The following is a 19,224-nucleotide window of genomic DNA, read 5'->3' on the forward strand; positions in this document are numbered from 1 at the left end:
TTTGAAGGTTTTAAAACAAGAATTTTAGCAAAAATAACAGCATTAACATTGGTTCAGTATATCAATAAATTCATATTTGACAGACCAATAAACAATATTAAAAATCAAACAATTTAATTACACCCAACGGGTTAAATTTAGATTCTCCATTTAAATCTATTATTTTTTCTCCATAATCATAGCCATCAGATTCTTTAAAAAGACTTTTAACCTCACGATGCTTTTTTTCGGGAATTGCGTCAAAAATACCTTCTAGAACAAAACCAAATTTTGACTTCTCAGAATAGCAAACAGATGTAATATATTTTTCATTGTCTATACGAATTATTTGATAATTATTTAACCATTCAAAGCCAGCTAATTTCATTTCTTCTCTTAAAATCGTGACTATCTCAAATTCACTAAGTCTTCCAGTTCCTAGACGCTCAACTTTAAGTTTCACATAATCATCGTAATCTTTAAAATAAGAATAATAATTATCAGCGTTTATTTTGTTTTGTCCCATTGTCAAGCTTGTGATTAAGAACAAAGCGAAAGTTAAATATCTAAGCATAAATTTCTGTTGTTTCGTGAGTTTAAATGGCACCTAACTTGTATATAAGCCAATGTTCGATTGCTTTATTTATCAAATATAAAAAATTATTTTACTTATCTGCCAAGTTAATAACTTCGCCGTTTAAGCAAAAAACCTCACCGCTCAGGCTCAAAACCTCGCCGTCCAGGCTCATAAACTCGCTGAAGAAGTTCTAAACCTCACCGTCCAGGCTCAAAACCTCGCGGTCCAGGTTCAAAACCCCGCAGAAGAAGTTCAGAACCTTAACGAAGAAGCAAATAACTTCATCAACGAGGTAAAAAGCCTCGTTTTCTTATTTCGCAGAGGTGATTGACTCATTTTTGAAGTGATTGACTCATTTTTGAAGTGATAAACTCATTCTGGAAGTGATTTAAAAAAGTAAACCCTTCAACTTTTGCTTGAAGGGTTTACAAATGAATACATTATTTATTATGGTTTTGGTCGGTTTCTTTGCGTGAAACGCGCTCTTAAATCATCATAAATAGGTTTGGCTTGTGCAACACCTCTATTAGCGGCTTCGCGCACCGAACCATAATACACCAGGGCTTCTGCCAGTGCTTCACTACCAGCCAACATGCGGGTATCATCCATGTCACTTGCCAGCTGAAATGCTACATTGTATAGCGGCGTTAACTGACTGGTGATGGTTACATCTTTTCCAAACTCGCCAGTTTGCATGTAACTAGGAATAAACTCGGGGTTGGTTGTTACATAGGATCCCACTTTTTGAACCGTAGCCACTGTTTTATTACCCATTTTAAAAAGGTCTTGGCGTTCTTTTTCAGTTAGTCCCAGCAAATAAGGCGCTAAAGCTATTCTACAATCATTTAATTTTCGGGTTATATCCTCAATAACCGCCGCAGGAATTTCTTCACTAATTCTGTTTGAAGTGCTCATCTTTTTTTAATTTTACGTTAAACATTATTTTTTAATAATCGCAACATGGCCATGTTATTGATTGATCTAAAAATATATAATTTCTTACAGCAGTAATGTTATCGATATGTTAAAAGTGAGAAAAAGAGTAAAAAATAGTTTTTTCAATGCGTCAAGGGCGGTGTTTTTCTAGAAGCTATGATTCTGATTGAAATTGTATAACATTACCCTATAAGTTTATAAGGTTAATGTGTGTAGCGGAAGTAAATTTATGGTAACTTAAAATAATTGGTTATGAAAACTTTATTCAACATCCGAACAGGTTTAATGGCATTCATCGCTTTAGTATTACTTTCTTGCGCAACAAGTCAGTATGCAAATCATAAGACAGCTGCTGACAGAACCGGAACCAACGGTGCCACAAATGGTACTGGTAAAGCACCAAGAGGAAATACGCATAATTTCAGATATTAGACTATTTTTAAATTTCTTTAAATAACAAAAAGCACTCGAAAGAGTGCTTTTTTATTTTTAATTCAAGGAATTTTGAACAAACTATCAGGACAGACTTATTTATTATCGCGATACATTTCGCTTCGCAGCGGATTTATGGATTTAGCATCTGCAAAGTCCCGTTCTATTGTACTTGGAACCTGAGGCAACATTTTTCCGCTGGCAATTATCTGGTTAATGGCTTCACTTAATAAAGGCTCGTCCACATTGCCTAAAACGCCAAGATTACCTAGGTTTTCAGGTAGTAAAGTGGTTGGCACAATACCGGAAGTGTATTCACCAAAACCATCTTTATTTACGATTTTCAAAACTATAGGCTGCATAGCGTATTTATGGTTTGGATTTACGTTGGTTTTGGTAAAAGTAGGGGAGTCGTATAATGTTATTGAACCTACATTTTTGCCAATCGTTACGTCGCCTATCTGAACTACTTCTATATAAGGCTTCAAACAATTTATAACCAATTCGCTCGCTGAAGCTGTTGCTTTTGTAGACAAAATATATACCCTGTTGAGGTGCAGGCCGTTTAATCCGGAAACAAATTTATTTTCTAACGAACCTGGATTATGGGCTAAGAAATAGGCTTGCGCTTTGGCATTCCATTGTTCTTTGGAAAACAATTGTCCGGTAAATTGTCCTGTTATCATGCTCGCCAGTTTGGTTGCCGTTGCAATAGAACCGCCAGAGTTGTAGCGCAAATCCAAAACTAAATCGGTTACATTCTGAGAGACAAAAGATCCAAACGCCGTATTCAGTTGGCTGTCATAGCTGGCGTAGAATCCGTTGTACATCAAATAGCCAATATTGTGTGTTCCCTGATGGATAACCGTATTTAATAATATAGGATTTTCGGCAAGATTGGTTTTGGTTAAACTCACTGAAAGACCGTTTGGCGTAATGGCACCACCATTATAATCGGCAAAGTTCACCGTATATGCATCGTTCTTCAAAAGCGTTTTATAATTATCAATGGTTAATGGCGTTTCGTTAATGGCATAAAAAATATTCCCTCTGTAAATTGCTTTTGTTGAAGCATCAGAATTTGGAATAATATACCGAACCCAACCATAAATATCGGTGGTGCTTCCGGCTTTATAGCGCAACCCATAATCTACCCCATTGTTTAAGGTATTTCCCGAAAGCACGCCTTCCAAAACAGTATAGTCGCTGTATATCACACTAAATCTGTCAATCGGTGGTGGCACACGAAGCGCATTGAACAAAACGGTTGGAGTGGCAAAAGGTTCCAAAAAGGTGTTCAATTGTGATTGATTTGCAAATCTGTTGTCAGCCAAATCAGGAACATCGGCTTGCCACAGATAATATAAGTTCATGCCTTTCCAGACAAAGTCCTTTATTTCAAGACTTGAGGGAACCGCATTGTCGTCCATATCTGAGCAACTAAAGGGAAGCACAAACAGGAATAGGAGTAATGAGGATATAACAATTTTTTTCATAGCAGTGTTTTATTTTAATAAACGTAAATTTACGAAGTTTAGTATGATATTTCATTTTGTTTGTAACAAATAAAAAGGTGTGTCGTCTTGCCCTTAACCAACCAGTCAAATTAGTTTCAATGAACCAAAATGAGTTTATGCAGCTTGTAAATCCCTTTAAGGATAAGCTTTTTCGAGTAGCGAAACGACTGCTCGTGAGCACTGAAGAAGCGGAAGATGCGACTCAGGAAGTTTTGGTAAAACTCTGGAGCAGAAATGAAAGTCTGAATGAGTACAAAAGTATAGAAGCTGTGGCGATGACCATGACCAAGAATTATTGTTTGGACCAATTGAAATCCAAACGGGCGAGCAACATGAAAATTGTTCATACTAATTTTACAGACCGGGAAGCGAGTTTACAGCAAAAAATAGAAGACAGCGACACCTGGAAATGGGTTGAAAAAATAATGAACAACCTGCCCGAACAGCAAAAGCTAATTGTTCAAATGCGAGACATTGAAGAAATGGAATTTGAAGAAATAGGCATAGTTTTAGAAATGAATGAGCAAGCCATTCGCACGGCCTTGTCAAGAGCAAGAAAGGTAATAAGAGAAAAAATGATCAAAACACATCATTATGGCATTGGATAGAATAGAAAATTTATTAGAAAAATACTTCGAGGCAGAAACCAATATTGCAGAAGAAAAGGAATTGAAGGATTACTTTGCTTCTTCCGATATTGCACCTCATCTGGAGCAATATAAACCAATATTTGGATATGCCGTTCAGGCAAAACAGGAACAATTTACAGCTAAGATTCAATTAAACACGATCAAACGCAAACGATTAGTTTGGTTATCTGTCGCGGCTTCAGTTGCCATTTTACTTGGCGTGGGCTTATTTACATTTACTCATTATAATCAGCCACAAACCCCGAATTTGGGAACTTATGATGATCCAAAAGTGGCCTTCAGAGAAACACAAAAAGCGTTGGCAATGATTTCGGAAAGCGTAAATAAAGGAATCGGAAGTATGAATTATTTGAACGAATATGAACAATCAAAAAACAAAATTTTTAAAAAGTAAACAATCAGAAATCATGAGAAAATTAATTTTAAGTTTAGTATTGGTATTAAGTGCAAACACTTTTTTTGCGCAAAGCGTCTTTGATAAGTTTGAAGATCAGGAAGGGATAACCTCCGTTGTAGTTAACAAAAAAATGTTTTCGCTTTTGAGCAAAATGGAAGTAAAGGATAAAGAGTCACAACAGTATGTGAATTTGATAAAAAAGTTAGACAACTTGAGGGTTTTTGTTACGCAAAGCGATAAGAAAGCTGACGAAATGAAATCCGCATCAGATAAATATGTGAAATCCGCATTGCTTGATGAGTTAATGAAAATAAATGACAAAGGTAAAAGTGTAAAAATATATGTAAGATCGGGCGCTTCTGAATCACAAATCAAAGAGCTGATGATGTTTGTGGAAGGTTCAGGAAATGAAGAAACGGTTTTGATGTCATTATTAGGTGACTTTGATTTAAATGAGCTTTCAGTCCTGACTGATAAAATGAATTTGCCCGGAGGTGATGATTTGAAAAAGGCATCGAAAGGTTCAAAAGGCCCGAAAGGCTCAAAATAAAAAGCGATGAGATTTGCACTTTACTTCGCCCTATTGATTTTATTATTATTGCTGTCAGGTTGCAATAATAAACCAACGCTTCAAGAATATTTTGTAGAAAAATCTGAAAAGAAAGGGTTCCTGTCAGTTGATGTTTCTCCGAGTATCATTAACATAGATAAAACAAAGCTAACGAATGAACAAAAAACTGCATTGACATCTTTTGATAAAATGAACATATTGGCTTTTAAATTGGATTCAACGAACAAAGCACAATATGATATTGAAAGTAAAAAAGTGATGCAAATCCTGAAGGATGAAAAATATCAGGAGCTGATGAAAGTGGGTTCCGGAAAAGATGCCGCTTCGGTAAGTTTTGTTGGCGATGAGAATCATATCAAGGAGTTCATCCTTTTTGCTAAGAAGAAAGAAAGCGGTTTTGCCGTGGTTAGAATTCTTGGAAATGATATGAATCCAAACAATATAATGAACATGATTTCATTATTGAAAAGCTCCAATATTGATATGGCACAATTGAAACCATTGCAAAGTTTGATTAAATAATTTATCTGAGGTTAGTTATTTAAACATAAAGTCCCAAAGAAATTTGGGGCTTTTTATTTTTTAAAATATTTAAACGGAACAACAAGCATTCCGAAACACTCACCCTTTTCTTTGCCAAGATGTTTGTGATGCATTTTGTGCGCTCTTCTAACCGCTTTTGCATAACGATTATCCGCATTTCTGAATAGTTTGAATCGTTGATGGATAAAGATATCATGAACGGTAAAGTAAGCCAAGCCATAAGCAAATATTGCGAGTCCGATTGCAAGACCAATTTCGAGAATGTCATATTGCCAAAGCAAAAAGAACCCAATACTCACAACGGCATAAAATATAAAAAACGCATCGTTTCTTTCAAACCAGGAATCATGGTCTTTCTTATGATGGTCAGCGTGAAGATTCCAAAGAAAGCCATGCATGATAAATTTGTGGCTAAACCAAGCCATGAATTCCATGATGCAGAACGTAAGGATGAAAACTAGAATATTTACAAGCATAATTTCTATAATAAATTCAAACGATAATTAACATAACACTTTGCCAGAATTCCAAATTTCTGATAATCAGGAACACGTATCCTGGTGTTTTTGATTTCGATGGATGGCGTTTTTTTTAGCTTTGACAATAGTTTTTTGTAATAGATATAGGCTGTATAAACTCCAAATTTAGCTTCCAACGGAAGTTTTAAAATTCCCTGAAAACCTGCTTCAAAATCGGCTTCAATTTCTTTAATAATGGCATCTTTTGAGTGTTCGTCCAGGCGTGATAAATCAGTATTAGGGAAATAAGTGCGGTTTAAATCTTCATAATCAGTTTTCAAATCCCTAAGGAAATTTACTTTCTGAAAAGCCGAACCCAAACGCATTGCTGAGTGTTCTAATTCACTAAACTTATTAACATCGCCATTTACAAAAACCTTTAGGCACATTAAGCCAACCACATCGGCGGAACCATAGATGTAATCATTAAATTCATCAATTGTGTTGTATTCTTTTTTATGTAAATCTAATTTCATACTGTTCATAAACGCCGTAATCATGGTTTGCGGAATGGCATATTTATGAACCGTATGTTGAAATGAATTCAGCACCGGATTCAGACTTATTTTGTTTTGTAAGGCAGTTTCCAAATCTTTTTCAAACATTTCGAAAAGGACTGCTTTGTCATAATCGTGAAATGTGTCGACAATTTCATCGGCACAGCGCACAAATCCATAAACATTATATATGTCCTGTCGAATGCTTGGTGCCAACATTTTCACAGCGGCAGAAAATGACGTGCTGTAAGATTTAGTTACGTTCTTACTGCAATCGAAAGATATTTTATCAAAAAGGGATTTCATAATGTTTCTTAAATTAAATATTTTTTTGAATCAATTTTGCTACCAGTTTGCCGGAAATTAACGCCGGAGGAACTCCGGGTCCAGGAACCGTTAATTGTCCGGTAAAAAAGAGATTTTTTACTTTTTTACTTTTCAATTTGGGTCTTAAAAAAGCGGTTTGCATTAAAGTATTGGCTAGCCCGTATGCGTTTCCTTTATACGAGTTGTAATCTGCTACAAAATCATTTACACAAAACGATTCCTTAAATATAATACTTTCTTTTACAGATTGTTGTGTAAGTTTTTCAAATCGCGTAATTATTTTTTCGAAATATTCTTCTCGTAATTCTGGAATATCATGTAATCCCGGCGCTAACGGAATTAAAAATATTCCCGCTTCTTTTCCGGAAGGAGCTGAACCGGTATCTGTTTTTGAAGGGAAACTGGCATAAAATAATGGCTCTTCCGGCCATTTTGGATTGTCATAAATATCCGAAGCATGAACGTCAAAATCAACATCAAAAAACAAAGTATGGTGTTCAACATTTTCTATTTTTTTATCAAAACCAACATAAAATAGGAGTGAGGATGGGGCAAAAGTTCTATTTTCCCAATAATTTTCGGAATAAGCGCGATATTTTTTATCCAGCAAACTTTCGCTGTGATGATAATCTGCCCCGCTTAGAATTATGTCTCCATATACAATCTCCCCGTTTACAATTATTGCATTGGCTTTTCCATTGTCAACATTTATTTTTTCAATATTAGAATTGGTTTTTATGGCCACACCAAGTTCTTTCGCCAATTTTTCCATCGCCAAAATCACGCTGTACATTCCATTTTTTGGATGCCAGGTTCCCAACCCAAAATCAGCAAAATTCATAAAACTATAAAATGATGGAGTGTCTGATGGTTTTGCTCCAAGAAAAAGTACGGGAAATTCAAGGATTTGGATTAGCTTCTGATTCTTAAATTTTTTTCGTATGTCTTTTGAAATGTTTCCAAAAAATTGATTTACTTTTTTTGCTGTTTCCAAAGTAACCAATTCTAAAGGTGAAACACCGGGGCGATAGACCAAATCCTTAATTGCAATATTGTAGTTGCTTTGTGCTTCTGCCATAAAATCACTTAGTTTATTACCGCTACCCTTTTCAATCGATTCAAAAGTTGTAATGATTTCCGGAAGATTGTCTGCAATTGTAACAAAATCCTTTACGCCAAAATAAACCTGATAGGCAGGTGAGAGCTTTATTAGCTGATAATAATCGGAGGGTTTTTTGCCAAAATCCGCGAAGAAACGTTCAAAAACATCGGGCATCCAATACCAGGTAGGACCGATGTCAAAAGTAAATCCGTCTTTCTTTAACTGACGCGCCCTCCCGCCAATGGTTGAATTTTTTTCGTAAACAGTAACCCTGTGCCCTGATTGAGCGAGATAACATGCAGCTGCAAGTGACGAAAACCCTGAACCAATTATTTTAATTTCTTTTTCCATAAATTGTTTAACAAATATATAAAAAAGTTAAACAATTAAAACGTTACTGTTATAAATATTTTGCGACATCTTCAATAGAAGTGAAAATTGTTATCTTTTCATTGATTAATTTGGGCTCAACGTTTTTCACCATTCTTCCAATCATCCAAAAATTGGAGTTGTCCGTAAGAATTTCGGTTTTGATTTCGTTAACGTAATCATTAATAGCCGACGGATTAGGTTCGACCGTCATATAGCACAGATAAGTTATATTGTTAAAATACTTTTTGACATCTTGAAGGCTACTGGTAGGAACATTTTCGCCAAGATAGATGGTTTTATATCCGTGGAGTTGTATTTCATAATTCAGGTACATCAGACCCAAATCGTGGATTTCATTTTTCGGAAGGTATAGAACGAATATCGTGTCATTTTTGGTGTTTTGCTGATATTGAATTTTTTCTGTGTTAATCAGTAATTTTTGTTTAACTAAATAAGTAATAAAATGTTCGTGTGAAATGGAAATTGTATTGGTTTGCCATAAAGACCCGATTTCAATTAACAAAGGAATCAAAATATCAGCAAAAATCTCACGGAATGATTTTTCTGAAAGCAGTTTGTCATATGTATTCAGAAACAAGACCTGATCAAAGTTCATCATCGCCATTTTGAAGGAACTTATCGCATGATTTTTGAAACTTTTGTCCGAAATAATGTCGTTAACTAATTGAGGAATTTTATCCTCTGATAATTTTGAAATATTGGAAATTTTATAGCCATGTTTGTGCAGCAATGTAATATTTAAAAGTTTTTGAAGGTTTTCAATATTATACAAACGAATATTGGTCTCAGTCCGCATAGGCTCTAAAACCTGATATCTTTTTTCCCATATCCGTATGGTATGCGCCTTGATTCCGGTAAGATTTTCCAGGTCTTTAATACTAAAAACACTCTTAACATTGTTCATACTTTTCAAAAATTAGTTAAACAAATTTAATAAAATAAGAATAAGAAGTTAGTTTTAAATAGAAAAAGAGCAAACCCAAAATGAATTTACTCTTTTAACTGTGACCACGATGGGATTCGAACCCACACGTCCTTTCGAACACCACCCCCTCAAGGTGGCAAGTCTACCAATTTCTCCACGTGGCCTAAAACAAAAAAGCCATTCGCCATAGCGAACGACTTTTGTGACCCGACTGGGGCTCGAACCCAGGACCCCATCATTAAAAGTGATGTGCTCTACCAACTGAGCTATCGAGTCTTTTGTGCATATTGAAGAAAAAAAATGTGACCCGACTGGGGCTCGAACCCAGGACCCCATCATTAAAAGTGATGTGCTCTACCGACTGAGCTATCGAGTCTTTTCTTTTCTTGAATACTTCACCGGCGTCTATTTTTACAAGAGTTCAGTGATTCGCCTTGCGGCTTAATTGCGGGTGCAAATATAAGACCTTATTATTTATATTTCAAAGCAATTTTATTATAAATTTGGCTTTTTTTGACATTGGGTGTTAATGGCTTAATTTATAAGGTTTTATTATAATGAAGAAAGTAATTTTGATTGGTTATATGGCTGTTGGCAAGACCACAATCGCTCGGTTAATTTCAGAAAAAATGAGTGTTAAATATCTCGATTTAGACAAGTTAATCGAAGAAAAAACCAATTTAAGCATTGGTGAACTGTTTAAACTAAAAGGTGAAATTTATTTTAGAAATATTGAGCATGAAACGTTCAAATATCTTATGTCAAATAATGAAAATTTAGTAATTAGCACCGGCGGAGGAACGCCTTGTTATGCAAATAATCATCTCTTTTTAAATGGTAAAAACTTTGTTTCAATCTATTTAAGAGCCTCGTTGTCTGTCATTTTGCACAGACTTACAGCAGAAAAAAAAACGAGGCCACTAGTTGCCAATCAATCTGAAGAAGAGTTGAAAGAATTCGTTGCCAAACATATATTCGAAAGGAGTTATTTTTATAACCAAGCCACTTTTACAGTCGATGTCGACAACAAAACTCCGGAAGTTATAACAGATGAAATTTTAAAATTGTTAGACTAAATAGGCATAACTAGTATCTCCTTCAAACACAACCTGTACGTGTTCTTTCAATGAAGTAGACAAGGAAATTCCTTTAAAATCTGCCTTTACAGGAAATCTTTTATGATTTCTATCAACTAATACTGCTGTTTTAATTTTTTTTACTGGCATTTCTAAGAAATGTTTCACTCCGTAAATCAGAGTGGTACCTGAATGTAGTACATCGTCAACCAAAACTATACTTTTGTTTGTGTAAGTTTCTTTTAGAACAGAAGTGGTTATCTGATTAAAAGGATTTTGTTTGTCAATTTTAACTTCGCATAACGTTATTTCTAAATCAGATATCTTTTTTAAAACCTGACTTAATTTTTCAGCAAAAACATAGCCATTACTTGCGATACCCGCTAAAATAATCTCATCTTCGTCGACAAAAGTTTCATAAATCTGATAAGCAATTCGTTTAATTTTATGCTCTATTTCCAGATGATTTAGAATTATATTTTGACTCATTTTGATGTTTTTCCAAAGATAAAAAAACCGACTCAAAAGACATTGCTTTCATGTACTATTTTCTAATCAGCTCCTAATTCAAGATCATCCAAATCCCTTCTGTCTTTTTTTGTTGGTCTCCCTGTTCCAGTTTTGCGATAGTGTTCTTTAGAAAGTTTAAGCAATTCGAGATGCGCAAAAGTTTCTGGAGAAGTTTCATCTTTTCGATAAATATCTACTAATTTAGCTCCAACACGATTTTGCGGAATGTCCAAAACAGTTATTGAATACGTAATTTGGTCTTTCCTAAAAGTAATTTTGTCCAATGGAAAGACGTCTCTTGATGGCTTTGCAACCTGACCATTTACGGTTATTTGATTTTTCCTGCAGGCTTCTGTCACCATGTTTCTGGTTTTGTAATACCGAACGCACCATAAATATTTATCTACTCTCATTTTTTTTCCAAAATCAACGTTAAATTGTATACAAAAATAAATCAATATTGTATCTTGCCGGCTCAAAATTCAAACAAAAATGAGTAACTTTTTCAAAATTATATTTCTTTTTACTTTAGGATTAACCGTAGTTTCTTGTTCGAAAAGTGATAGTGGTACTGAACCTTTACGGGATTACAAGGTACAGAGAGATGCTGATATGGCAAATATTGAAACATTCATGCACACACATTATATGGAGGTAATCAATAATCCAGGTGCAACCGATGACCAAGATGTTGCTTTTACTTTAATTCCAACTGGCGGTACTCAAACATCTATATGGGACCAAACTTCTTATCCAATACTAACTAGATATGTTACCGTCAAACAAAACAATGTAGATGTTGTTTATAAAATTTACTACCTGGAACTTAGACAGGGAACAGGTCAATCTCCATGCAATGTAGACAGAGTATTAACCTCTTATCGGGGAGAATACATTTATCCAAATACAGTAACTTCAACAACAACTCCGCCAGTAACCACTACAACAATCTTATCAAATGAGTTTGAAGAATCAGTTAACCCTCAAAGCTTTTTTAATTTAACAGGTGTAATTAGAGGCTGGAGTGAGATATTCCCGCAATTTAAGACCGGCAGTTATACGGGAAATCCTGATGGTACTGTTTCCTATAATGATTTTGGAGCCGGTGTGATGTTTCTTCCTTCCGGATTGGCTTATTATTCAGGTGCACAAGGTGGAATTCCATCTTACTCACCACTAATATTCACATTCAAACTATATGAAATTCAAAGAGTTGATCATGATGCTGATGGTATTTATTCCTATCAGGAAGATTTGGGAACTTCAACCGTAAACAATGATGGTACTGTAACCGTTTCACCAGGCGTGCCAGATGGCTATGTATACAAAATGGCTACCGGCATTGTAAATCCTGATGATACAGATGGTGATGAATTCCCGGATTTTTTAGATACAGATGATGATGGAGATTTTTTTACCACTAAAAGTGAAACCAGTTATGTTAATCCAAGTGATCCTCAACTAAAGGTTCGTTATTATCCTTATGACGGGGCAGCTGTCGATGATCCGTTAACACCATATGTGGATGAAACAAAAGGGGTTCCAAGAAAGTTTGCAGGTCCAAACAATGCTGCAGGATTTCCAACATCAAACAACCCAGCCGATTTTACTGATCCAACAAGATTAAGAAGATATAGGGACGCTACAGCTAAGCCAAAGTTTTCAGACCAATAGTATAAAAAATCCCGCTCAATTGAACGGGATTTTTTTTTAACTCTCGTACAATTTTTTTCGTATTTTTACTTACTCCCAAGTCTTTGGTTTTTTCAATAGTTGTTTAACTTAAATGATTTCACCGTGAAAAAAAGACAAAGATTCCAAGCAAATTCCATTCTTAAAGCAATCAAAAGCAAAGGAAGAGCAAATTTTTTCATTTCTCTTTTATTGCTAGTTTCATTTTTAAATCTGGTCGTAGGCTGCTCGTACTATAAAGTCAAGTCTGTTGACGCGAACTCGATGTCTTCCAAAATCCAGCCGGAAACACCAAAGGGAAAGGCAAAATATATTATCATTCATTCAGGATCTCAAAAATGGCATCTGTCCGATGTAACATTTAATGAAGGCACTAAAGAAGTATCAGGAACTTTAGCCGGTTTTGATGAATCGCATAATTTATATCAGCCAAAGCCTGGTAAAAGTGGAGCTAAGTACAAACGTGGCAAATCGGATAAAACCGCGGAAGTTCATATTTATACCGACAAAGCAATAAGCGATTCCTCCGGACAACAAATAACAATTCCTTATTCGGATATTTCAAAAGTAGAACTATATGATAGCGATTCGGGCAGGGCTGTACTTTCTGTGGTTGGAATTACGTTAGGTGTTATTGTATTACTCAGCGTGATTATTTTAGCTACGAAAAGTTCCTGTCCATTTGTATATGTTAATGACGGAGCGACCTATGCCTTCAACGGCGAAATATATCCCGGCGCAATACTTCCAAATTTGGAAAGGGACGATTATTTAAAGCTAAATGGTTTGAGAGAGTCAAAAGGATTTTTTAAGTTAAAAATCACAAACGAATTAAAGGAAATTCAGAATACGGATTTGACCGAGTTAATTGTGGTAAATCATTCTGAAAATGCTACAGCCCTTATGGCTCAGAACGGAGAAGTATATACACTTCAAAATGAAATGCTGCCCATCAATGCTTACTGTAATGATATTAAAGTGTCTGTCAAACCTTTTTTAACTGTAGATAAGAATTATTATTCTTTTAATACAAATGAATCGACAACTAACCCAAATGAAGTTGTTTTGGAATTTGATAACAATCAGAAAAGCGACTTGGGAAAACTCCATCTGAACTTAAAAAACACCTATTGGATGGACTATATGTATGGTAAGTTTAATGAAGAGTTTGGTTCTTACTATAATAGTTTTCATAAAAAACAACGAAAATTGCCAAAAGAAACCTGTGAGAAGTGGCGTTCCAATCAATACATTCCATTAGCTGTTTATATGAAACAGGAGAATGAATGGAAATTTGTAGAAAACATAAACACCGTCGGACCATTATCAGCCAGAGATATTGTAGTTCCTATTCCACTTTCAGCTACAAGCGAAAAGGTTGAAATCAAATTAGTTTCCGGTTATATGTTTTGGGATTTAGATTATGCCGGTATGGATTTCTCCAAAAATGAAAACGTTAAAGTAACAACCTTAAAACCAACGACTGCTACAGACGAAAACGGGAATAATGTAACGGCGCTTTTATCAGAAAAGGATAAAAAATATCTTGTTCAGCCGAGCATTGGTAATGAAGTGACATTAAACTTTGCCACTGTAAAAACAAGTGCTAACTCTAAGCAAAGTTTTTTCTTTAAAACCAATGGCTATTATGAATATATCCGCGATTATAAAGGCAGCCCGGATTTTGCAAAGCTGAAAACCTTCAGGGAAAAAGGTGCTCTGAATGCTTTTTCTATTGAATTGTATAAAGATTTTATTTCCGATTCCAAAAATCTATCCCTAATAGCTTTAAAAAATGAGTAGCAGCGAAACAACTATAGGTAATATTACATTGCAATATCTGGAAAACATCGCTGTGACTTATGCTGTTGTTGTTGGTCAAACACATATCAGGAAACAAAAGATGATAACGGGAATCAGGAAGGAAATCGTTCAGTTGCTGTACCGAATGACTATTGTTAGCATTGCCATAAGAAGTTATAAAAATCCGTGGAATTGGATTGCTGTTCCTTTAGCCCTGATTAAAAAAAGACGGAGAAACATTGGGCAACACCGACTATACAAGTTCGCTAATGTCGCAGGAAAATATTATTGGGGACTTTACACACCGGGATGGAAGAGTAATTCATTCAACAATTTTATAGCTTCAGAAATGAATAAGATTGTGCCGGTTAAGCAAAAGACAAATCGTTTTGTAAATACGTATGTTGCAATTACCAAAAAATGTTCCTTGCAGTGCGAGCATTGCTATGAATGGGAAAACCTCAATAAAAAAGACGTGCTTTCGGCGGAGCAATTAAACAAAATTATTGCCACACTTCAGGAACAAGGCGTTAGTATAATTCATCTGACTGGTGGCGAACCGCTTCTTAAAATGGAGCTTATTACCAGTATTCTGGAGCATGCTGATAAAAGTACGGATTTTTGGGTTTTAACTTCGGGTTTAAAGCTAACAGATGAAAATGCAAGGAAACTAAAATCATCAGGTTTAAATGGCGTTATGATTAGTCTCGATCATTATATCCCGGAAAAACACAACGAATTCAGAGGCTTAAGATGCTTATTATTGGGTGGAAAATGGGGTGCAGAATGCCATAACCAACAATCTTGTCGTAGCATTATCGATTTGTGTAACAAGGGAATTTACCAACTACGATAATCTGATGCGTTACGTTGAATTAGCCAAAGAAATGGGCGTTTCCTTCATTCAGATATTGGAGCCAAGAGCAGTTGGACATTATAAAGATGTTGATGTTGATTTGAGCGAAGAACAGTTGGAACTCCTAGATGATTTTTACATCGATATGAATTACAACCCAAAGAACAGGGATTTTCCGTTGATCACCTATCACGGTTATCATCAAAGAAGAATGGGTTGTTATGGTTCGGGCAACAGGAGCATGTATGTAGATACTGATGGTGATCTGAATGCCTGTCCGTTTTGCCAAAAGAAATCAGGGAATATTTTAGACGAAAACCTTTCGGAATCATTAGGAAATTTACAAAGTTTAGGGTGCCAAAAATTTAAACACGAATCAGACTAGATGTTTCTATACAAAGATTATAATTTACTCGTGATGGTCGCGATTTTTGTACTGAGATTTTGTCTCATCGCGGGCATTGCCTATTTTATTTTCTATGTTTGGAAGAGAAAGGAATTCATCCATTTAAAATTAAACCAAAAGCAACCGGATTTTATACAGCTAAAAACCGAACTTTTATATTCTGCCATAACCTTACTGATTTACAGCATCTCGTTTTATTTATTGATTTATTGGTATCAAAAGGGTTACACCCAAATTTATTTTAAAATAGGAACCTTTGGCTACGCTTACTTTTTTCTTAGCATTTTGATGATGGTACTTATTCATGACGCTTATTTTTATTGGTCCCATAAGCTAATGCATCAACTACCGTTTTTATTTCGATTTCACAAAATTCATCATTTTTCCCATAATCCAAATCCCTGGAGCGCCTTTTCATTTCATCCGGTTGAGGCGATAATTTCCCTTGGAATTATGCCAATTATACTATTTACGCTTCCGGTTCATCCTTATGCGCTCATTGTGTTTTCGACAGTAGTGGTGGTGTACAATGTTTACATACACTTAGGATACAATATAAAATTCCTGTTCATGGGAAGTGCCTTGCGCAACACAGCGCAAAATCACGATTTGCACCATAGGGTAAGCAAATATAATTATGGTTTATACTTCTCTTTTTGGGACCGAATTATGAAAACCTATAAATAAAAAATCCCGTTCACTCTGAACGGGATTTTTTATTTATATTGAAATTATTTTCTCTTCAGTACTCTTTCCGCAGCTTCCACAATCGCCTGATTGTTTAGCTTGTATTTTTCCATCAATTGTTCCGGAGTTCCGCTTTCGCCAAAGCTATCGTTTACCGCAACAAACTCTTGTGGTTTTGGATTATTCAGAGCTAAAACCCGTGACACGCTTTCGCCTAAACCACCTAAGAAATTATGTTCTTCAGCCGTTACCACGCAACCCGTTTTTGCCACCGATTTCAAAATAGCAGCGTCATCCAAAGGTTTGATAGTATGTATATTGATAACTTCTGCCGATATACCTTTAGCTTCCAATGCTTCTGCTGCAATTAATGCTTCCCAAACCAAATGTCCGGTAGCAATGATCGTAACATCAGTTCCTTCGTTAAGCATAATTGCTTTACCAATTACAAATGCTTCATCAGCAGGAGTGAAGTTAGCCACAACCGGACGGCCAAAACGCAAATAAGCCGGACCATGATGATCTGCTAAGGCAATGGTTGCTGCTTTGGTTTGGTTATAATCGCATGTATTAATTACGGTCATTCCCGGTAGCATTTTCATTAAACCAATGTCTTCCAGTATTTGGTGTGTTGCCCCATCTTCACCTAAAGTCAGTCCCGCATGCGAGGCACAAATTTTTACATTCTTATCTGAATACGCCACCGATTGCCGAATCTGATCATAAACTCTTCCTGTAGAAAAATTAGCAAATGTTCCTGTAAACGGAATTTTACCACCAATAGTCAAACCTGCGGCAATTCCAATCATATTGGCTTCCGCAATTCCAATCTGGAAAAAACGCTCCGGATGGTTTTTCTTGAAATCGTCAAACTTCAACGAACCAATTAAGTCGGCACAAAGCGCAACAACGTTTTCATTTTTTTGTCCGAGTTCGGTCATTCCTGCACCGAAACCTGAACGGGTATCTTTACTTCCTGTGTTTGTGTATTTTTTCATTGTGTTAGTTGTATTTTATGTCTTCTGGTTTTAATGTTAGAAGTGTGTTTATTTTTTTGTTTTGTTTGAGAGTTACCTCGCGTATTGCGTTATTGAAATAGTTAATTTTAATGTGTTTAGGAATGTAATTTTTCGGAAACGTGATTAAATTTCTATCACAAATGGGAAAATGATTAAAAAATCCATATACAAGATTGGGAAGAATTTGGGTATCAATTTTCATCATTATGATACTAGCATTTTGGTAAATCCTTTTCTTCTTTTTATTGTTATACTCAATAATTTCGTATGATTTATTCAAGCTATCAATATCTACTGTTTTGATCTCGAAATTTTCTGTTTTCATTTCACAAGGAGGTTCTTCTTTCTTATAGTTTCTTTTTTTAGAAGATATGTATTTAAATTCTATAGAATTATTTATGTTTGTTAGAGTATAATAATGCTCAATATTATTTTTGTGATCAATAATTTTTCCTTCTAAATTACCACTAATGTTATAACAATAAAAAACATAATCATAATTTGATGAATTAAGCATGAAAACATCATTCTGACTATATAATCTTTCATATTCAAGAAAAGTATCAAAATAATACTCCTGACAAAAAACATTTTGACAAAAAAAGAAAAGAAATATTGCAATGAATTTATTCATTAAGATTAGTAGTCGAGTTCGCCTCCCGTGTTATAATTCTGCGCCAATCCAATAGCCAATTGCTCGTCATTTGGCGCCTTTCCGTGCCACGCATGAGTATGCATCATAAAGTCGACACCGTGTCCCATTATTGTATGCAGCAATACACAAACGGGTTTTCCTTTTCCTGTTCTACTTTTCGCTTCCTCCATACCTTTAATAATCGAATCAATATCGTTCCCTTCCTTAATTTCCAAAACATCCCAGTCAAAGGCTTCAAACTTGGCTTTCAAATTCCCCATACTCAATACTTCATCTGTTGGACCGTCAATTTGTTGTCCGTTTAAATCTACTGTTGCAATCAGATTGTCAATTTTTTTAGCAGAAGCATACATTATGGCTTCCCAGTTTTGACCTTCCTGTAACTCGCCATCACCATGAAGTGAATAAATTAAATGGTTGTCGTTGTTTAGTTTCTTGGCTTGCGCGGCTCCAATCGCCACTGACATTCCCTGACCCAAAGAACCAGATGCAACACGTACGCCAGGCAATCCTTCATGTGTTGTTGGGTGACCTTGCAAACGGGTATTAAGTTTTCTGAAAGTAGCCAATTCTGCTACAGGAAAATAACCGCTACGTGCCAAAACGCTGTAAAATACCGGCGAAATATGTCCGTTGGATAAGAAGAATAAATCCTCACCAATACCGTTCATATCAAAACCAGGTTTTCTATCCATTAGCTGTTGATAGAGTACGGTGAAAAATTCTGTGCAGCCCAGCGAACCCCCGGGATGTCCTGAATTTACGGCATGGACCATCCTAAGAATGTCTCTTCGTACTTGTGTTGAAAAATTTTGTAAATGTTGTGTGTTAGACATCTTTTGTAGTTAAAAAATTAATGTGTTCAAAAGTAATTCTAATTTTACGAATAGCAAAAGTTTTATAAATTTGTTATCAAAAGGCCCTAATAAAATAATGATAACCTATCAGCTTTGCTTCGATTTAAAGTTGTAAATTTAAAACGTATTGAAAAGTGAAATTATATAATAATAGAATAATATAACCCGTTGGGTGTAATTAAATTGTTTGATTTTTAATATTGTTTATTGGTCTGTCAAATATGAATTTATTGATATACTGAACCAATGTTAATGCTGTTATTTTTGCTAAAATTCTTGTTTTAAAACCTTCAAAAGTT

The 19,224-nt window shown here is 35.3% G+C and carries 23 protein-coding genes, 3 tRNA genes and 2 pseudogenes; 12 read left to right on the forward strand and 16 right to left on the reverse strand.

Annotated features, from left to right (window positions below; genetic code table 11):
* Positions 1 to 117, forward strand: a pseudogene (locus Q0Q99_RS08170) (IS982 family transposase); the annotation flags it as partial.
* Here the strand turns inward: Q0Q99_RS08170 and Q0Q99_RS08175 are convergent.
* Complete coding sequence (locus Q0Q99_RS08175) at positions 98 to 505, reverse strand: hypothetical protein (protein WP_293894123.1); 408 nt, start codon at positions 503 to 505, stop codon at positions 98 to 100. The pseudogene Q0Q99_RS08170 and the gene Q0Q99_RS08175 overlap by 20 nt on opposite strands.
* Positions 506 to 1,003: 498 nt before the next feature.
* Complete coding sequence (locus Q0Q99_RS08180) at positions 1,004 to 1,471, reverse strand: hypothetical protein (RefSeq protein ID WP_293894126.1); 468 nt, start codon at positions 1,469 to 1,471, stop codon at positions 1,004 to 1,006.
* Between the two features lie 273 nt (positions 1,472 to 1,744).
* Here Q0Q99_RS08180 and Q0Q99_RS08185 point away from each other — a divergent pair, with 273 nt between their 5' ends.
* Positions 1,745 to 1,924, forward strand: coding sequence for a hypothetical protein (locus Q0Q99_RS08185; protein ID WP_293894129.1), 180 nt, complete (start codon positions 1,745 to 1,747; stop codon positions 1,922 to 1,924).
* Positions 1,925 to 2,019: 95 nt separating this feature from the next.
* Here Q0Q99_RS08185 and Q0Q99_RS08190 read toward each other — a convergent pair whose 3' ends face one another.
* Positions 2,020 to 3,420 carry a S41 family peptidase gene (locus tag Q0Q99_RS08190; RefSeq protein WP_293894132.1) on the reverse strand — a complete coding sequence of 467 codons (1,401 nt, stop codon included), beginning with the start codon at positions 3,418 to 3,420 and terminating at the stop codon, positions 2,020 to 2,022.
* Between the two features lie 119 nt (positions 3,421 to 3,539).
* Between Q0Q99_RS08190 and Q0Q99_RS08195 the strand changes: the two genes are divergently transcribed.
* From Q0Q99_RS08195 to Q0Q99_RS08210, 4 genes are read left to right on the forward strand one after another with little or no spacing between them, the layout of a single operon-like run.
* Positions 3,540 to 4,049: a sigma-70 family RNA polymerase sigma factor gene (locus Q0Q99_RS08195; RefSeq protein WP_293894135.1), complete on the forward strand. Its 510-nt coding sequence runs from the start codon at positions 3,540 to 3,542 to the stop codon at positions 4,047 to 4,049.
* Positions 4,036 to 4,485: a hypothetical protein gene (locus tag Q0Q99_RS08200; protein ID WP_293894138.1), complete on the forward strand. Its 450-nt coding sequence runs from the start codon at positions 4,036 to 4,038 to the stop codon at positions 4,483 to 4,485. Before Q0Q99_RS08195 ends, Q0Q99_RS08200 begins: the two co-directional genes overlap by 14 nt.
* 13 nt (positions 4,486 to 4,498) lie before the next feature.
* Complete coding sequence (locus Q0Q99_RS08205; protein ID WP_293894141.1) at positions 4,499 to 5,038, forward strand: DUF4252 domain-containing protein; 540 nt, start codon at positions 4,499 to 4,501, stop codon at positions 5,036 to 5,038.
* 6 nt (positions 5,039 to 5,044) lie between these two features.
* Positions 5,045 to 5,581, forward strand: a complete 537-nt coding sequence (locus Q0Q99_RS08210) for a DUF4252 domain-containing protein (protein ID WP_293894144.1) — start codon at positions 5,045 to 5,047, stop codon at positions 5,579 to 5,581.
* Between the two features lie 53 nt (positions 5,582 to 5,634).
* Here Q0Q99_RS08210 and Q0Q99_RS08215 read toward each other — a convergent pair whose 3' ends face one another.
* The 7 genes from Q0Q99_RS08215 to Q0Q99_RS08245 form a co-directional block, all read right to left on the reverse strand.
* Positions 5,635 to 6,078 (reverse strand): sterol desaturase family protein, encoded by a 444-nt coding sequence (locus Q0Q99_RS08215; protein WP_293894147.1) that lies wholly within the window; start codon positions 6,076 to 6,078, stop codon positions 5,635 to 5,637.
* A 5-nt stretch (positions 6,079 to 6,083) separates the two neighbouring features.
* Positions 6,084 to 6,923, reverse strand: coding sequence for a phytoene/squalene synthase family protein (locus tag Q0Q99_RS08220; protein WP_293894150.1), 840 nt, complete (start codon positions 6,921 to 6,923; stop codon positions 6,084 to 6,086).
* Between the two features lie 13 nt (positions 6,924 to 6,936).
* A complete protein-coding gene (locus tag Q0Q99_RS08225) occupies positions 6,937 to 8,397 on the reverse strand; it encodes an NAD(P)/FAD-dependent oxidoreductase (RefSeq protein ID WP_293894153.1) in 1,461 nt (486 codons plus the stop codon).
* A gap of 49 nt (positions 8,398 to 8,446) precedes the next feature.
* Positions 8,447 to 9,343: a MerR family transcriptional regulator gene (locus Q0Q99_RS08230; RefSeq protein WP_293894156.1), complete on the reverse strand. Its 897-nt coding sequence runs from the start codon at positions 9,341 to 9,343 to the stop codon at positions 8,447 to 8,449.
* 101 nt (positions 9,344 to 9,444) lie between these two features.
* Positions 9,445 to 9,528 (reverse strand) — tRNA-Leu (locus Q0Q99_RS08235).
* 39 nt (positions 9,529 to 9,567) lie between these two features.
* A tRNA-Lys gene (locus Q0Q99_RS08240) sits at positions 9,568 to 9,640 on the reverse strand.
* A 27-nt stretch (positions 9,641 to 9,667) separates the two neighbouring features.
* Positions 9,668 to 9,740 (reverse strand) — tRNA-Lys (locus tag Q0Q99_RS08245).
* 181 nt (positions 9,741 to 9,921) lie between these two features.
* Between Q0Q99_RS08245 and Q0Q99_RS08250 the strand changes: the two genes are divergently transcribed.
* The gene (locus tag Q0Q99_RS08250) at positions 9,922 to 10,440 is read left to right on the forward strand and encodes a shikimate kinase (RefSeq protein WP_293894159.1); all 519 of its coding nucleotides are present in this window, start codon (positions 9,922 to 9,924) and stop codon (positions 10,438 to 10,440) included.
* Here Q0Q99_RS08250 and Q0Q99_RS08255 read toward each other — a convergent pair.
* Positions 10,432 to 10,929: a phosphoribosyltransferase family protein gene (locus Q0Q99_RS08255; RefSeq protein WP_293894162.1), complete on the reverse strand. Its 498-nt coding sequence runs from the start codon at positions 10,927 to 10,929 to the stop codon at positions 10,432 to 10,434. The genes Q0Q99_RS08250 and Q0Q99_RS08255 overlap by 9 nt on opposite strands.
* Positions 10,930 to 10,991: 62 nt before the next feature.
* Positions 10,992 to 11,363, reverse strand: coding sequence for a S4 domain-containing protein (locus tag Q0Q99_RS08260; RefSeq protein WP_293894165.1), 372 nt, complete (start codon positions 11,361 to 11,363; stop codon positions 10,992 to 10,994).
* A gap of 79 nt (positions 11,364 to 11,442) precedes the next feature.
* On the opposite strand from Q0Q99_RS08260, the gene Q0Q99_RS08265 reads away from it, so the two are divergent.
* The 5 genes from Q0Q99_RS08265 to Q0Q99_RS08285 all read left to right on the forward strand — a co-directional run bounded on the left by Q0Q99_RS08265 (position 11,443) and on the right by Q0Q99_RS08285 (position 16,394).
* Entirely contained in the window at positions 11,443 to 12,624 is a 1,182-nt protein-coding gene (locus Q0Q99_RS08265; protein WP_293894168.1) for an FKBP-type peptidylprolyl isomerase, read from the forward strand.
* A 123-nt stretch (positions 12,625 to 12,747) separates the two neighbouring features.
* Positions 12,748 to 14,445 carry a hypothetical protein gene (locus Q0Q99_RS08270; RefSeq protein ID WP_293894171.1) on the forward strand — a complete coding sequence of 566 codons (1,698 nt, stop codon included), beginning with the start codon at positions 12,748 to 12,750 and terminating at the stop codon, positions 14,443 to 14,445.
* Positions 14,438 to 15,301, forward strand: coding sequence for a radical SAM protein (locus Q0Q99_RS08275; RefSeq protein WP_293894174.1), 864 nt, complete (start codon positions 14,438 to 14,440; stop codon positions 15,299 to 15,301). The genes Q0Q99_RS08270 and Q0Q99_RS08275 overlap by 8 nt, the downstream gene beginning before the upstream one ends.
* A 4-nt stretch (positions 15,302 to 15,305) precedes the next feature.
* Positions 15,306 to 15,686 (forward strand): hypothetical protein, encoded by a 381-nt coding sequence (locus tag Q0Q99_RS08280; RefSeq protein ID WP_293894176.1) that lies wholly within the window; start codon positions 15,306 to 15,308, stop codon positions 15,684 to 15,686.
* Complete coding sequence (locus tag Q0Q99_RS08285) at positions 15,687 to 16,394, forward strand: sterol desaturase family protein (RefSeq protein ID WP_293894179.1); 708 nt, start codon at positions 15,687 to 15,689, stop codon at positions 16,392 to 16,394. It abuts the gene before it with no gap.
* Positions 16,395 to 16,438: 44 nt separating this feature from the next.
* Here Q0Q99_RS08285 and Q0Q99_RS08290 read toward each other — a convergent pair whose 3' ends face one another.
* The 4 genes and pseudogenes from Q0Q99_RS08290 to Q0Q99_RS08305 form a co-directional block, all read right to left on the reverse strand.
* Positions 16,439 to 17,392 carry a transketolase C-terminal domain-containing protein gene (locus tag Q0Q99_RS08290; protein WP_293894182.1) on the reverse strand — a complete coding sequence of 318 codons (954 nt, stop codon included), beginning with the start codon at positions 17,390 to 17,392 and terminating at the stop codon, positions 16,439 to 16,441.
* A 4-nt stretch (positions 17,393 to 17,396) separates the two neighbouring features.
* Entirely contained in the window at positions 17,397 to 18,047 is a 651-nt protein-coding gene (locus tag Q0Q99_RS08295; protein ID WP_293894185.1) for a hypothetical protein, read from the reverse strand.
* Positions 18,048 to 18,052: 5 nt separating this feature from the next.
* Entirely contained in the window at positions 18,053 to 18,904 is an 852-nt protein-coding gene (locus Q0Q99_RS08300; protein WP_293894188.1) for a transketolase, read from the reverse strand.
* 199 nt (positions 18,905 to 19,103) lie between these two features.
* Positions 19,104 to 19,224, reverse strand: a pseudogene (locus Q0Q99_RS08305) (IS982 family transposase); the annotation flags it as partial.

The organism is Flavobacterium sp. (genome assembly GCF_025352425.1).
Taxonomy (GTDB): Bacteria; Bacteroidota; Bacteroidia; order Flavobacteriales; family Flavobacteriaceae; genus Flavobacterium.